Source organism: Arthrobacter sp. StoSoilA2 (genome assembly GCF_019977195.1).
Taxonomy (GTDB): Bacteria; Actinomycetota; Actinomycetes; order Actinomycetales; family Micrococcaceae; genus Arthrobacter.
This window is the reverse complement of the sequence record NZ_AP024643.1, coordinates 4,639,762-4,652,750: the sequence shown is the minus strand read 5'-3', so window position 1 is coordinate 4,652,750 and position 12,989 is coordinate 4,639,762. Positions and strand designations below refer to the sequence as shown.

At 61.3% G+C, this 12,989-nt stretch carries 16 protein-coding genes; 7 read left to right on the top strand and 9 right to left on the bottom strand.

Going from position 1 to position 12,989, the window contains the following annotated elements:
* Positions 1-262 precede the first annotated feature (262 nt).
* The 3 genes from LDN82_RS21285 to LDN82_RS21275 all read right to left on the bottom strand — a co-directional run bounded on the left by LDN82_RS21285 (position 263) and on the right by LDN82_RS21275 (position 1,916).
* The gene (locus LDN82_RS21285; protein ID WP_224093062.1) at positions 263-763 is read right to left on the bottom strand and encodes a hypothetical protein; all 501 of its coding nucleotides are present in this window, start codon (positions 761-763) and stop codon (positions 263-265) included.
* 2 nt (positions 764-765) lie between these two features.
* Entirely contained in the window at positions 766-1,326 is a 561-nt protein-coding gene (locus LDN82_RS21280) for a hypothetical protein (protein WP_224093063.1), read from the bottom strand.
* Between the two features lie 125 nt (positions 1,327-1,451).
* The gene (locus LDN82_RS21275) at positions 1,452-1,916 is read right to left on the bottom strand and encodes a phage tail protein (protein WP_224093064.1); all 465 of its coding nucleotides are present in this window, start codon (positions 1,914-1,916) and stop codon (positions 1,452-1,454) included.
* 178 nt (positions 1,917-2,094) lie between these two features.
* Between LDN82_RS21275 and LDN82_RS21270 the strand changes: the two genes are divergently transcribed.
* On the top strand, positions 2,095-2,991 hold the full coding sequence (locus LDN82_RS21270; protein WP_224165762.1) for a helix-turn-helix transcriptional regulator: 897 nt from the start codon (positions 2,095-2,097) through the stop codon (positions 2,989-2,991).
* Here LDN82_RS21270 and LDN82_RS21265 read toward each other — a convergent pair.
* Positions 2,955-4,175, bottom strand: a complete 1,221-nt coding sequence (locus tag LDN82_RS21265; protein WP_224165761.1) for an MFS transporter — start codon at positions 4,173-4,175, stop codon at positions 2,955-2,957. The two genes, LDN82_RS21270 and LDN82_RS21265, sit on opposite strands and share 37 nt — an antisense overlap.
* A 271-nt stretch (positions 4,176-4,446) precedes the next feature.
* On the opposite strand from LDN82_RS21265, the gene LDN82_RS21260 reads away from it, so the two are divergent.
* Complete coding sequence (locus LDN82_RS21260) at positions 4,447-5,103, top strand: PRC and DUF2382 domain-containing protein (RefSeq protein WP_224165760.1); 657 nt, start codon at positions 4,447-4,449, stop codon at positions 5,101-5,103.
* Positions 5,104-5,243: 140 nt separating this feature from the next.
* Positions 5,244-5,465, top strand: coding sequence for a hypothetical protein (locus tag LDN82_RS21255; RefSeq protein ID WP_224165759.1), 222 nt, complete (start codon positions 5,244-5,246; stop codon positions 5,463-5,465).
* Between the two features lie 11 nt (positions 5,466-5,476).
* Here the strand turns inward: LDN82_RS21255 and LDN82_RS21250 are convergent, their stop codons facing one another.
* Complete coding sequence (locus LDN82_RS21250; RefSeq protein WP_224165758.1) at positions 5,477-7,393, bottom strand: glycoside hydrolase family 15 protein; 1,917 nt, start codon at positions 7,391-7,393, stop codon at positions 5,477-5,479.
* Positions 7,394-7,476: 83 nt separating this feature from the next.
* Positions 7,477-8,154 (bottom strand): TetR/AcrR family transcriptional regulator C-terminal domain-containing protein, encoded by a 678-nt coding sequence (locus tag LDN82_RS21245; RefSeq protein WP_224165757.1) that lies wholly within the window; start codon positions 8,152-8,154, stop codon positions 7,477-7,479.
* A 94-nt stretch (positions 8,155-8,248) separates the two neighbouring features.
* Here LDN82_RS21245 and LDN82_RS21240 point away from each other — a divergent pair, with 94 nt between their 5' ends.
* The 3 genes from LDN82_RS21240 to LDN82_RS21230 all read left to right on the top strand — a co-directional run bounded on the left by LDN82_RS21240 (position 8,249) and on the right by LDN82_RS21230 (position 10,755).
* Entirely contained in the window at positions 8,249-9,307 is a 1,059-nt protein-coding gene (locus LDN82_RS21240; protein WP_224165756.1) for an NAD(P)-dependent alcohol dehydrogenase, read from the top strand.
* A 153-nt stretch (positions 9,308-9,460) separates the two neighbouring features.
* Positions 9,461-10,366 carry an SDR family oxidoreductase gene (locus tag LDN82_RS21235; protein WP_224165755.1) on the top strand — a complete coding sequence of 302 codons (906 nt, stop codon included), beginning with the start codon at positions 9,461-9,463 and terminating at the stop codon, positions 10,364-10,366.
* A 146-nt stretch (positions 10,367-10,512) separates the two neighbouring features.
* Positions 10,513-10,755 carry a DUF6458 family protein gene (locus LDN82_RS21230; RefSeq protein ID WP_224093076.1) on the top strand — a complete coding sequence of 81 codons (243 nt, stop codon included), beginning with the start codon at positions 10,513-10,515 and terminating at the stop codon, positions 10,753-10,755.
* Between the two features lie 90 nt (positions 10,756-10,845).
* Here the strand turns inward: LDN82_RS21230 and LDN82_RS21225 are convergent, their stop codons facing one another.
* Complete coding sequence (locus LDN82_RS21225; RefSeq protein ID WP_224165754.1) at positions 10,846-11,457, bottom strand: glyoxalase; 612 nt, start codon at positions 11,455-11,457, stop codon at positions 10,846-10,848.
* Between the two features lie 57 nt (positions 11,458-11,514).
* On the opposite strand from LDN82_RS21225, the gene LDN82_RS21220 reads away from it, so the two are divergent.
* On the top strand, positions 11,515-11,799 hold the full coding sequence (locus LDN82_RS21220; RefSeq protein WP_224165753.1) for a hypothetical protein: 285 nt from the start codon (positions 11,515-11,517) through the stop codon (positions 11,797-11,799).
* A gap of 20 nt (positions 11,800-11,819) precedes the next feature.
* Here the strand turns inward: LDN82_RS21220 and LDN82_RS21215 are convergent, their stop codons facing one another.
* Positions 11,820-12,062 (bottom strand): hypothetical protein, encoded by a 243-nt coding sequence (locus LDN82_RS21215; RefSeq protein ID WP_224165752.1) that lies wholly within the window; start codon positions 12,060-12,062, stop codon positions 11,820-11,822.
* Positions 12,063-12,171: 109 nt separating this feature from the next.
* Positions 12,172-12,765: a histidine phosphatase family protein gene (locus tag LDN82_RS21210; RefSeq protein ID WP_224165751.1), complete on the bottom strand. Its 594-nt coding sequence runs from the start codon at positions 12,763-12,765 to the stop codon at positions 12,172-12,174.
* Between the last annotated feature and the right edge of the window lie 224 nt (positions 12,766-12,989).

The window sequence follows — 12,989 nt, the reverse complement described above, 5'->3', positions numbered from 1 at the left end:
GGTGCCACAAGCTTCCCAACCGTTTCCAGGCATCAACCATGTGTTCAGAATCAGAGATCTAGGGCCCACAGATCGCGCGGGGCGTGGATTGCCAGGAGAACAGACTGACCCGCTTGGAAATGTGTCGGTCAGCACTGAACCGGGCTTCTTCTGAAGTCGAATTGGGGGACCCAGATCCAGACCGCTACAGCGCCAAAAAAAGCACCATTGTCCTACTAGCCCCGTTTCAGTCCCCAAGAGCCAGCGAAGGCCAGCCCAACCGTCATCCGTACAACGCCGCCTCAAGCAGCCGGTCAAAGCTCGCAGTTCCACTGCTCACCGGGGCAACGGTGATGATCGCGAGGAGTCTCTCGGAGCCATCTTCCTTGGCACTTGCAACCCTTTTCACGTGCAGCCGCAAACCTGGAACCCCATTGATCAGCAGTGGAAGCTGCTCGCCGCTCTTGATCAATTTCCGTAGCTGCTTCGTGGAGATCTTGTCGTCGGGGCTGCCTGTCAGCTCCGTGAGGGTGTCGTTGATCCGTTTTGCCAAGCCACGCACCAGGTTCCTCTGGGCGACGACGGTGGGAATAGTAAGTATCGCGGCGAACACGGCAATGAAGATCGACGCCGGGACAGCGTTTCTCAGGGCAGGCATGAAGATCATCAGGATCAGCCACAGGATCACGGCAAGGATGCTGAAAGTGACGAATTTGATAATGGGTTTGTCGCCGGGTTTCCTCATCCAGCGCACGATTTCAACAGCATCCGGCGCGTTTTCCATGGTCAGGATCCCTTCACTTCGAGGAGTGCTTCGGCCAGAATTACTGCCTCGCGTGCTTCCCTAAGGTCGTTCCGCAATCCCACATCGGGGATCTTCGCGGCGCCACTGCCGGTACCCGCAAGCTCGTAGAGGGCCCTGCCCAGGTTTTCGCGGTCCCGTGACAACCTCCGGGACGTTTCCAGTTTGGCCCTGATGACTTCAAGTTCGAGGAGCGAGCGGCCTACGGCGTCTCGTTGTCCTTGCTTGAGCGACAGTTTCTCCGTGAGCCGCAGGACCTGTGCACTGTGCATTGACCTCATCTGAACGGCAGTTCGTTGGAGCTCATGAAGGGCAGCCGACGTCTGGGGCTCGCCGGAGTGCCGGTCTAGTTCCTCATCGACGCGGCCCAGTCTCCGTTCCCAGCCTCGAAGGGCCCGTTGATACCGTCCCAAGAGCAGCGAGATCGCCGACAATGCCTTGTCAAGGGCCCTCGCCCGGCTGGTCAGGCTTGTGGTTGCCGCGTCCAACCTTGCGAGGAATGCGGCGTAATTGTCCGGCGAAGGAACCTTGTCTTGGGGATCCACGCGTCACCCGCGCCCGATGCTCTTGCAACCGGGTTTGGTGCGGTACAACGCTCCCCAAACGCCCATGTCAAGAGAATAGAGGGTCCCGGCGCGTTTGGGATAGGGCATGTAGTCAGAGCCAACGGTCAGTATTGACCCTTGATCACGAAGTACGATCCCCGGATTACCCCTGCCAGCTTGGACTTCTGACGGGCGAATTTGAAGCGCGGTTCCAGTTCTTCGGGAACATCCATGCCCTCGGCGAGCTTGAAACCGACCGCCCGCTTCCCGCCTTCCTCGATGCTGTACATGACGTTGATGGAAAGCCCGGACTCGTAGAACACGTAATCCATCCGTAGGCCGTCCACTTCGAAGGCCGTCGCCTCAAGGGGGCGGGACTCGATGACGATGTCGCGCTCTTCCTTCAGGATCCGGCTCACCCGATCCACGACTTCCGGCACCTCACTTGCGGGACTCACGGTGAAGTCATGGTCGTATTTGTTCTTGTAATAGCGGGCCTCGTTCGCGCGCAGTCCTGCGAGGGCCGCGGCAACCGGAGAAGACTCCAGGCCCTCGGTAGAAACGTTCTTGAAGTCAACGATGTACGGCAATTGCTCTCCTCGTCAGATGTCTTGGACCAACCCTAACGTTCCACACTGACACGGCCATGTTGGGCGCGGAATTGGGTGTGGAAAACGCACGACGGCGGGAGGTCGCCGTCGTGCGGTAAGCGAAGCAGGTATCGGGAGGGACTCCCTCCCGATGCCTGCTTGGCCTAGCGTTGAGGCTATGGATAATCGAGCCGAGGTCCGCGAATTCCTGATCTCACGCCGTGCCCATGTTGCCCCTGAGCGGGTTGGCTTGCCCGCCGGGACCAATCGGCGGGTGAAAGGCCTGCGGCGTAGTGAAGTGGCCACGCTTGCCGGGTTGAGCGTGGAGTATTACACGCGCCTTGAGCGTGGCGCGATCAGCGGAGCCTCCCCTCAAGTTCTTGAGAGCATCGCCAGGGCGTTGTGTTTGGACGACGCCGAGCGCGCCCATCTGTTCGACCTCGCCCACGCGGCCAGTCCGGTGGCCCGTCCGCCCAGGCGGCGCAACTCCAAGTCCTACGTTCCGCATCAAAGCCTGCAATGGGCGCTGGATGCTGTCACTGCCGGCCCGGCGTTCGTTCGCAACGGCCGGATGGATCTGTTGGCGGTTAATCCCTTGGCGCGGGCGTTCTACAAGGATTGCTACGACATGCCCGGCCAGCCGCCGAACATAGCGCGCTACACGTTTTTGGATGAACGCGCCCATGATTTTTATCCGGATTGGAATGCGTTCGCCGAGGTGACTGTGTCCATCCTGCGGACCGAAGCCGGTCGCGATCCGCACAACAAGGAACTTCATGACCTCATCGGTGAGTTGGGTACCCGCAGCGATGAGTTCCGGAAACGCTGGGGTTCTCATAACGTCCGCCACCACGGGACGGGTTTCAAAACATTCAATCACCCAGTTGTAGGTGAGTTGACGCTCGCCTACGAGGGCTTGGAAATGGCCGCTGAGCCGGGCTTGACCCTGACGATCTATAGTGCGGAACCGGGGTCGCCTTCGGCGGAGCGCCTGCAGCTCCTCGCCTCGTGGGCTGCCAGCGAGTATGGCACGGCAGCTCAGGCTGAGCCTGAGAGGGCTGCCTCGGACGGCTGAGGTGACCGTTCTTTCCGCCACAAGATGGTGAGTGGGAGAAAATACAGTGCCGCTATGCAGGTACCCACCAGCACTGGGCCAGTTGCGCCGAGCGCGGACTCGACTGCGAAGCCTGCGATCCACGAACCTACTGCTGTGCCGAGGTTGAACGAAGACGTGCTGAGGGCCGAGGCGAGCGTGGGTGCATGGTGGGCATAACCGACTGCTTTGCCTATGAGGATGGGGTTGGTTGCCATGCCGAACAGGCCCAGCAAGAAGATGAGGATCACGGTCAGCACGGCGTTGCGTGAGAGCAGGCAGAGAGCCCCGAGCACCAGGAACGTCATTGCTGCCGAGACGAACAGTGCCGTGAAGGGGCGGTGTGCGCCAAAATGGCCACCGAGGTTGGAACCGATGAACGCTCCAACGCCATAGCCCACCAACACCAGCGGAATTGCCGCTGCCCCCATCCCTGTGTTCTGTGTGAGGAGCGGTGAGATGAAGCTGTAGGCCGCCAGGGATGATCCACACACGATTGCGCAACCCAAAAGAACAAGCCACACCCGGGCGTCACGCATGCTGGCGATCTCGGCCCGAACTGAGGGGATGGGGCCAGCGGAAGGTTCGACGCCGACCAAACGGTAAACGACCAACGCCGCCATGAGTGCCAGGGCACTGAGGATCCAGAACGGGCCTCGCCAACCGATCGACTGGCCGGCAAACGCCCCCAACGGAACACCGATCACGTTGGCCAGCATGCCGCCGCCCAAAACCACGCCTAAAGCACGGGAGGCTGAAGCGGCGCCGGCCGTCTTCGCCCCCACGACGGCGGCGACGGCCCAGAAGGCTCCAGTAGCCAGAGCGGTCAGGAACCGGGCTCCGAGTATCAGCGCGAAGTCGGTGGTGAGGGCGACGATGACGTGGCCAACGGCGAAAACCACCAACGCGAGGCTGAGGGTGACGCGTCGCGGCATCCTGAGGGTGAGAATCGACATCGTGGGCGTTCCAACGATCATGCCGACCGCGAAGACGGTAATCATCAACGCGGCATTTCCTACCGTGATACCCAGGTCCTGGGCGATCTCCGGGAGGATCCCGGCCACCACGAATTCTGTGGTGCCCATAAGGAACACGCCCGCGGCGAGCACATAGGTAACAAGCGGCAGGCGACGGGCTGTTGGTGCCCGCAAAGTATCAGTGGTCATGGTTCCAGACCATCATGGGCATTCAGCCTGAGGGAGTCCCGGTTGATGGGGGTTCCCGGAGGGACTCTCTTCGGCAACCGGAAAAGTCTGCGCTCAAGGGCTTCGAATCTTCGATTGGGTCTTGCCAAGAAAATAGTAAGCATGCTTATGTATTTCTGTTCCGTGAAGTCAGCGGGTTGAATCAATTCCCCGTCCTGATTCCGGAATCTACGCCTGGTGATGCAGGCCGCCGGGCACTAAAGGCAAGACAATCACATTCCAAGGAGACATCATGCTCGCCAGGGAGAACATTGACCGTCTGATGGGCCTCAACGGAAACGTTCGGACCACGGAGGGGGACAAGGTTGGGTCAATCGGAACGTTCTACACCGATGACGACACGGGGGAGCCAACATGGGTAACAGTCAAAACCGGTCTTTTCGGTACTTCTGAATCATTCATTCCCTTGGAGGGGGCCACCCTTGAGGGCGACGACGTCGTTGTTCCCTACAGCAAGGATCACATCAAGGACGCACCCCGCGTGGCCGAAGATGGGCACCTCGATCCCAGTGAAGAAGAGCGGCTCTACAACCACTACAGCATCCAGGACCGGGGTGCCTTCGAGGGTCGGCGTGACTACCCGGACCCCAGCGCCGGAATGGAAACAGACGCCGGAATGGAAACAAGCGCCGGAATGGGCACAAGGGCCGGAGTGGACGCCGTCGGCGGCATGGACGTTGACACGACTGGTACGGCACGCGCGGGCGAGGATGCCATGACCCGTTCTGAAGAGCGCCTCAACGTCGGGACTGAAAGGACAGCGGCCGGACGGGCGCGCCTTCGCAAGTACATCACCACCGAAAACGTGACTACGACCGTGCCGGTCGAGCGTGAGGAAGTCCGCAAGGAGAACATCGAAACTGAAGGCACGCGCGATACCCGCCGCTGAAAACTGCGGCAGCTGCCGCGCCACTGAGTGGTGAAAACGCCCGACGGCGGGAGGCCGCCGTCGGGCCCCGTACTGCCACCTGGTCTTTGTCCAGCCAGCCGGTCCTACCGCAGAAGCCCAGGCGATGGGACGATTTCCTTATGGGCGATGAAGAGAAGAAGGGCCCGGGCGTGCCCTCAGGCACAGGGTCAGAGGAACGCGATCAGTGGCAGGATGCCGATGCGGGATCTCCGACCACACAGCAGATGAGGACTATCGGCCAGCGTCGGCGGGAGGCCGAGCGCAAGCTCGATCAACACCTGGAGGAAGCGAAGCACAAGGCTGAAGCCCCGGATCCGGACGATCAAAAAACGGAATCGTAACTGCAGCGTTTTCAGCGGCTGGTTTCGGGGCGCTTTTTTGGTGCCGGATGGTCGGTGCCCGGGCCGCTTTCGGAGATGGCCTGTTGCGGGAGCTGGTCGGTACCTTGCTCCGGGTGTTTCGGCCTACGCAGCGGCGTGTCACTGCCGTGGGCTTCGCCGTGATGGAGTTGCAGGGCGCAGTGGATCAGTGGAAAGTGGCTGAACGCTTGTGGCGTGTTTCCGAGTTGCCGCTCGGTTCTGGGATCCCATTCCTCGCTCAGCAGCCCAACATCGTTTCGGAGCGTCAACAGCCTCTCGAACAATGCGGTTGCCTGGCCGGCATGGCCAAGGCCCAGTAGCACATCCACCAGCCAGAACGAGCATGCAAGGAACACTCCCTCGTCGCCGGGAAGGCCGTCGTGGCCGGACTCGGTTCGGTAGCGCAGCACCAGTCCATCTTCGGTGAGGCCTTCCTGAATGGCTTTCACCGTTCCCGCAACGCGGGGGTGGCGGTGCCCCAGGAAGCCAAGGCGGGGGATCAAGAGCAGGCTGGCGTCCAGTTCCTTGCTTCCGTAGGACTGCACAAAGCTGTTGAGCCCTTCATCGAATCCTTTCGTCATTACCTCTGAATGGATCTGAGTGCGCAGCGCCGCCCAACGGTCTCCGGGGCCGGGTAATCCTGAGGTTTTTACGGCCTTGACCATGCGATCAGCAGCTACCCATGCCATGACTTTGGAATGGGTGAAATGCCTGCGGGGGCCGCGCATCTCCCACAGCCCGTTGTCCGGTTGGTCCCAAGCCCCTTCCAGGTACTCCATCAACGCCACTTGAATGTCCCACGACGTGTCCACGGTGCCCGGCGGGGAAGCTGCCCTGGTCAGCGAGAGCCCATCCAAGACCTCGCCCCAAACGTCCAATTGCAGCTGGGGGGCCGCGGCGTTCCCGGTTCGGACTGGCTGGGAATTTTCGTAGCCCGAAAGCCACGGGATCTCAGCCTCCGGCAGTCTGCGGGCGCCGTCCAGGCCGTAGACGATCTGCAGCTCTGACGGATCACCCGCGACAGCGCGGAGCAGCCATTCCCGCCAGGCTGCTGCTTCTTCCGTATATCCGGCGGCAAGCAAAGACTGCAGGGTCAGTGTTGCATCGCGCAGCCAGCAGTAGCGGTAGTCCCAATTGCGGGAACCGCCCAGTTGCTCGGGAAGGGACGTTGTAGCAGCCGCAACGATGCCTCCCGTTGGGGCATACGTCAGGGCTTTGAGGGTGATGAGGGATCGCTCCACCGGTTCCTTGTACTTGCCCTCCATCTCGCTTTGGTCAATCCACTCGCGCCAGAAGGATTCTGTAGCGTGAAATGCTTTGGCTGCATCGATTCGCCGGGGCTCCGGTTCATGGCTTGGTGCCCAGCGAAGCACGAAGGGGATACGTTCCCCGGCGCGGACTGTGAACTCACTGATCGTGCGCCTGTCCACGCCTTTGAGTGGAGCGGGCGTCGTGAGGTAGGCGGAATCGGGCCCCGCCACGGCGCTGATTCCGTGCTTGTTGTGGCGCACCCACGGCACCACGCGACCGTAGTCGAAACGGAGGATAAGCTCCCCACGCATGGCTACCTCGCCAGACAGGCCTTCCACGATCCGCACGAGGTCTACAGCGTCATCGCGGACGGGCATGAAGTCGGTGACACGGACCGCACCGCCGTCCACTTCCCATTCCGTTTCCAGGATCAGGGTGTCCGGACGGTAGCGCCGCCGCGTACAGTTTCCGTCGTTCCGCGCCCCTGCCTCTGTGGGCGCGAGGAGCCATCGGCCAGCTTCAGGGGTATGCAGCAAGGCGGCGAAGCAGGCGGGGGAGTCGAAGCGGGGCAGGCACATCCAGTCGATGGATCCGTCGCGTGCCACCAGGGCGGCTGTATTCAAGTCCCCGATGATCGCATAGTCCTCAATTCTGGCCATGGCATCAGATCCTTAAAATCAGACGGCGTCGAGTATGCCCTGACCGTACCCTTTTGCCTCACGCACCTCAACGGATGCGGCGGTTATTCGGCTGCTGCGCCGGCATCGTCCATCAGCCGGTCCAGGCCGTCAAGAATCAGGTTCAATCCGAAGTCGAATTCGTCGCCGAAGTCGTAGCCGGGTTTGAGGACATGCTCGACGGCGATCTCCACCATGCGCGGGTACTCCCCGGTTGAGAACCGCTCCATGATGGGGGTGGTGATTTCGGCTGCGGTATCCCTACCTTCAAAGGGCAACGCTGCCTCCTGTAGGGCGAAACCGTAGATGTAACTGTCCAGCGCCGCGTATGCGTGGGCCGTCAGTTGGACCGAAAATCCTGCTGCCCGCAAGGTGGCTAGCGTCGCCTCATGGTGTCGGAGCGTTGCGGGCCCAGGGGCGGAGCGGCTTTCCAGCAATCCAACCGCCCATGGATGCCGGGTGAGGGCTGCCCGCATCGCGTGTGCCCGATCGTGCATTTCCTCCCGCCAGTTACCGGAAGGCGAGGGCAACGGAACTTCACTGAAAACCATGTCCACGATGCCGTCCAGGATTTCGTCCTTGTTCGCCACGTAGTAGTAGAGGGACATCGGCTTGGTGCCCATGCTTTGCGCCAGGGAGCGGATGGTCAGCGACGATATGCCCGACTCGTCCGCGAGTTCCACAGCGCATGTGAGGACCCTTTCGCGGCTAAGGGGAAGGCGCTCAGGGCGTACGGCGGACACTGGATCTCCTTTGGGTGTTCCGTTTTAGTACATTGTACGGTAGCGTCTTTAGTACAGCGTACGAAAAATAGCTGAACTCCTGAAAGGAACGGCCATGACCACTGGTCAGCAAGCCAAGGAATCGTCTGCGTCCGATGTGGCGCCCACCCCGGAAGTCACCATGCGGGCGGTCGTCCAGGATGCCTACGGCTCCGCCGACGTCCTTCGCTTGGCCCGGATCCCCAAGCCGGAGATAGCGGACGATGAGGTGCTGGTCCGGGTCCACACTGCAGGGCTGGACCGCGGGACCTGGCACATCATGACAGGGAAGCCTTACGCCCTGCGCCTGGCCTTTGGGTTCCGGCGCCCCAAGAATCCCGTGCCCGGGCTCGACCTCGCCGGGATCATTGAAGCCGTGGGGCCTGGCGTAACCCGTTTCGCGGTCGGGGATCACGTTTTCGGTGTGGGGAAGGGCTCCTTCGCTGAGTATGCCGTTGCGGGGGAAGGCCACCTCGCCCTCAAACCGGCAAACATCAGCTTCGAGCAAGCCGCAGTGGTTCCCGTTTCAGCCTGCACCGCGCTTCAGGCTCTACGTGCAGGTGGGATGGATGTCGGGACGCCGGCAGGGCAAACCTCGAAGGGGCTCAAAGTGCTGATCACTGGCGCCTCTGGCGGGGTTGGCGGCTACGCAGTGCAACTTGCCAAAGCCGCAGGAGCTGAAGTTACCGCGGTCTGCAGCGGCGGCAAGGCGGACCACGTGTTGTCCCTCGGCGCCGACCACGTCATCGATTACATCAAACAGGATTTCGCGGACGGCTCTGAGCACTATGACGTCATCATCGATCTCGCCGGAAACCCCAACCTGAAGCGTCTTCGCCGGGCGCTCACCCACAGCGGGACGGCGGTTCTTACTGGAGGTGAAGAAGGTGGGCCGCTAACGGGTGGCATGGACAGGCAGTTCCGCGCACTGGCACTGTCCCCCTTCATCAGCCAAAAGCTGACCATGATCGTTGGTACTGAGCGTTCGGAAGACCTTGAGCACCTCGCCGGTCTCCTCCAAGCCGGAACCATCGTCCCGGCTATCGACCTGAGCTATCCCCTTGACCACGTTCCGGAAGCCATGCGTTACTTCGACGCCGGCAAAACACGCGGGAAGATCGCCATCACCATTTGACCGGATGGTCACCAAAGGGCTTGATCGGGGAGGGGTCAAACGCACGACGGCGGCAGGTCGCCGCCGTGCGTTTGCGTGAAGTCTGGAATCAGCGCCGCGAGGCATGCTACGACTGTTCCTGGGAGCGAACCCGGCGAGTCCAAGGAGCAAATCATGGCTGAAGAAAAGCCTGTCCTCGTGGTCGGTGCCACCGGCTACCTTGGCAGTCAGGTAGTTGATGCACTTCTCAAGCGCGGCAAAAGCGTCAGGGCGCTGGTCCGGGCAAAATCCGACGCCGGCAAGCTCGAAGCCAAAGGTGTCGAGGTAGTCCGTGGCGACATGCTTGACGTGGCGTCGTTGATCCATGCAATGACCGGGGCGGCCGGAGTTATTTCCACTGCTGCCGGGTATACGCGGAACGACAAGAACGCAAATGCGATCGACACCTTTGGCCAGAGCAACCTGGCGGTGGCGGCCAAACAAACAGGTGTCCCGAGGTTTGTCCTCATCAGCATCCTCACCTGTGATCTGACACCCCAGGTGCCGCACTTTTGGCACAAGAAACAAGCCGAGGATACGTTCGAACAGCTGGGCGTGCCGTTCGTTGCGCTTCGTCCGGGTGCGTTCTTTGACCAGACCGCCGGGATGGGCGGCGACCCTCTGGCGAAAGGCCGCGTCATGTGGATCGGTTCCAAGGACACCCCGCTGACCTTCGTCCTCACCAGCGACCTCGCGGGATACCTTGCCGATGCCGTGGATGCGGAGATAACCGATGGCGAACGCATCGACATCGGCTGGACCCGGCCCGTCAGCATGTCCGAGGCGGTGGATCTCCTGTCCAGGCACGGCGGGCCCGACGGCAAGGACATCAAAATCATGGCCGTCCCAACGCCTGTGCTCAAGGGCCTGGGCAAAGTCACTGAACGCTTTGTTCCGCTGATAAGCGACATGGCCAGCATGTCCGCCTGGTTCGAGACGGGCCGATATGTGGCCAACACGAGCCGGCAAGCCGAAGTTTTTGGTCCGCCGCCCACTCCGGAGGACGCCGTCGCCCGGTTTGCTGCAGGTTTTGGGCACTGATCCGCAGCCCACGTCGGGGCGGCCGGGAGGGGAACAATGGCGGGCACAATCTATCGCATGCCGCAAATTGGGAAGTATGCTTACGATATCGACGCAGTTCCGTGATCACCCGTTCGCGGGCCGGTCGGAAGTGAGAGGAGCACGACATGAGAATAGGTTCTTCCATAGCACTGATCGCCATTGGAGCGATTCTGGCCTTTGCGCTTGCCCCCGGACTCATCCCCTTCGTGGACCAGGTCCTGATCGGCTACATCCTGATGGCTGTAGGCGTATTGGGCCTGATCATTTCCATCATCATGGCAAGCCGCACCCGGCGTACGGACCATATCGTGGAGCGTCGCGATGCTCCCGAAACCATCATCGACAGGCGTCCGCGACCCGAGGTTTAGCTCCTTCCAAGGCAGGCAAAAACGCACGACGACGGGTGGTCGCCGTCGTGCGTTTTCTTGCCTGCAATCCGGGCGAAAAAGCTCGTATCCTCAGTCCAGCGGTGATTCCCAGGTGAAGCCGTCCGGGTCGGTGAAGGTGCCTGCATCGCCGCTGATGAGGAGGCGATGTGACCCGGTGCCGTCAAGTGATACCCCGGCGGTCTTAGCAAGCGCGCTGCGTTTATTGAGCGTCAGCTTGATGGTGCCGGTATCAAACTCGACGTACCGGTTTCCGAAACTCTTGGCCAAGGTGAGGCCCCGCTCGAGATAGAACTGCTTGCTGGCAGCCACATCCGCGACTCCGAGTTGGAGCACCATCGCATCAATGTTCATATTGGCCGGACCGCTGTCCTTCTTGGACGAGGAGGCGACTGTCCAGATGGTGCCGTCCGGAGCCTGGAGGACTCCGCCGTACCCCCACAGCGATTTGGCGGCCGGCTTGATGACCATCGCGCCGGCGTCGCGGGCGTTGTCCATAAGGCTGTTTACGCTGGCTGGCTGGGAGAGCACAAGCGACATCGTAAATCCACGAAAGCCCGTGGTCGGCGCCTCGGATGGACGCACCTGAACCCTGCCGCCCATGCTGAAAACGTCAGCGTAGAAGGCCTCCACCTGCTGCGTGGTGGGAGCGACCTCGATAATTACAGATTCGATGGCTGCCATGCAGTCATCCTAGTGAACAACCAGCGGTCACGGCTGAACACGACGTAGGCTGCTGCCATGGAGAAGTCATTCGATGTGGAACTCGTAAATCAGGATGAATACTTGGTGCGCTGGGAATCCGAAGGGCAGACCGCGGAATCCGTCTTCCGGATCACCCCTGAGTTCCTCGCCGAGGCCGGGCTGGACGGCCAGGATGGGCAGATCATCACTGAAGAGACGGCCAACTTTCTGGCCGGGCACCAACCCGTGATCGACTTTCCCCAAACGGTGGATCTGGAAGAGATTGCCGCGGCCTATCCCGACTTCGTACAGCAACTGCGAAGCCGGCTTGAGGCCCGTTGACCCAACCCGGGCCGGCTTGCTCAGCATTGGAACTGGACGTCGAACTCTTCCGGCTTCCGGCCGCTTGAGGCAGTTGCGGCGTCGAGCACAGTTTGTGCCGCCTCTTCCAGCCGGGAAACGTGGAGCACCAGCCCCGGTATTTGAATGACGCGAAGTTCAAACCAGCCGTCGGTAGCGAGAGTCACCCTTGCCGTCAGCGTGATTGCGTTGGCCCGGCAGGCTTCAGTGGTCACGAGTCGGGAGCCAACAAGTGTGAGAGCCAAGCTGACCTCCAGGGAACCGGAGCGAATGGCGCCAACTGCTTGACCCTCTTGAGCATACAGAAACTGGCATGCGCAATGTCAATAAGATTCGCTGAATTTCGCGGTTGTGTCAGCTGTCCACGTCAGCCGTCAGCAGCTCGCCGTTGAAGTACTCCAGCTTCCAGCCATCCGAGGCATGGTGATGGGCGAGGTTCAGCACGGCATTGTGGACGCTATCAAGCGCGCGTCCAATCGCCCGGCTAAGCGTCAGCCGGATCAGGGTGCCGTGGGTTACCACCAGGACGCGCTGTCCTGAAAATTCCTGTGCCAGCTGTTCCAGGGCGTCAATGCCACGGCTGGCTGCATCGTCATCGCTCTCGCCGCCTCGGAAACCGCCAGGGATGCGGAGTGCTTCGAGTTCCGGGCCAGCCTGGAGACCTTCGGCCGGTCCGAAGCTTCGCTCAATAAGCTCCGGAACCCGCCGGGCGACAGTAAGGCCCAGGCCCTCGGCGATCAGATCAGCGGTTTCTGCGGCACGGCTCAAGGGCGAGGAAACGATCGCGTCCCACTGGTAATTGGACAAAGTGGCAACGGCTTCACGCGCCTGTTCGCGGCCGACGTCGTTCAGTGGAATGTCGGTGGCCCCCTGCAACCGGCGCTCCGCGTTCCAGTCGGTCTGGCCATGGCGGAGGAGGGCGAAGGTAGTAAGGGTCATGCCTTCCATTGTGCCTTCCAGCCGTCCGGGCCGCAGTTTCGTCCGTCACGTAAGGAAAACGTCCGACGGCGGGAGGTCGCGTTTCCCTTCCGGGTCAATACTAAGTATCCTGATGACTTATCTGGTGAATTCCGGATGATGCTGTTTGACGCAGGACTGCTCAAGCCGTAGCGGTTTCGCCGAACAGGGCGGCCGCGCGGCTCTCGTGAAAGTTTGATCGGCGGCGTTGCCTG

Excerpts from the sequence above, each read along its gene's own strand:
- LDN82_RS21230 (WP_224093076.1), top strand. The coding sequence starts at position 10,513 with ATGAGAATAGGTTCTTCCATAGCACTGATCGCCATTGGAGCGATTCTG.
- LDN82_RS21235 (WP_224165755.1), top strand. The coding sequence starts at position 9,461 with ATGGCTGAAGAAAAGCCTGTCCTCGTGGTCGGTGCCACCGGCTACCTT.
- LDN82_RS21270 (WP_224165762.1), top strand. The coding sequence starts at position 2,095 with ATGGATAATCGAGCCGAGGTCCGCGAATTCCTGATCTCACGCCGTGCC.
- LDN82_RS21285 (WP_224093062.1), bottom strand. The coding sequence starts at position 763 with ATGGAAAACGCGCCGGATGCTGTTGAAATCGTGCGCTGGATGAGGAAA.
- LDN82_RS21210 (WP_224165751.1), bottom strand. The coding sequence starts at position 12,765 with ATGGAAGGCATGACCCTTACTACCTTCGCCCTCCTCCGCCATGGCCAG.
- LDN82_RS21250 (WP_224165758.1), bottom strand. The coding sequence starts at position 7,393 with ATGGCCAGAATTGAGGACTATGCGATCATCGGGGACTTGAATACAGCC.
- LDN82_RS21255 (WP_224165759.1), top strand. The coding sequence starts at position 5,244 with ATGGGCGATGAAGAGAAGAAGGGCCCGGGCGTGCCCTCAGGCACAGGG.
- LDN82_RS21225 (WP_224165754.1), bottom strand. The coding sequence starts at position 11,457 with ATGGCAGCCATCGAATCTGTAATTATCGAGGTCGCTCCCACCACGCAG.
- LDN82_RS21265 (WP_224165761.1), bottom strand. The coding sequence starts at position 4,175 with ATGACCACTGATACTTTGCGGGCACCAACAGCCCGTCGCCTGCCGCTT.
- LDN82_RS21220 (WP_224165753.1), top strand. The coding sequence starts at position 11,515 with ATGGAGAAGTCATTCGATGTGGAACTCGTAAATCAGGATGAATACTTG.
- LDN82_RS21260 (WP_224165760.1), top strand. The coding sequence starts at position 4,447 with ATGCTCGCCAGGGAGAACATTGACCGTCTGATGGGCCTCAACGGAAAC.
- LDN82_RS21240 (WP_224165756.1), top strand. The coding sequence starts at position 8,249 with ATGACCACTGGTCAGCAAGCCAAGGAATCGTCTGCGTCCGATGTGGCG.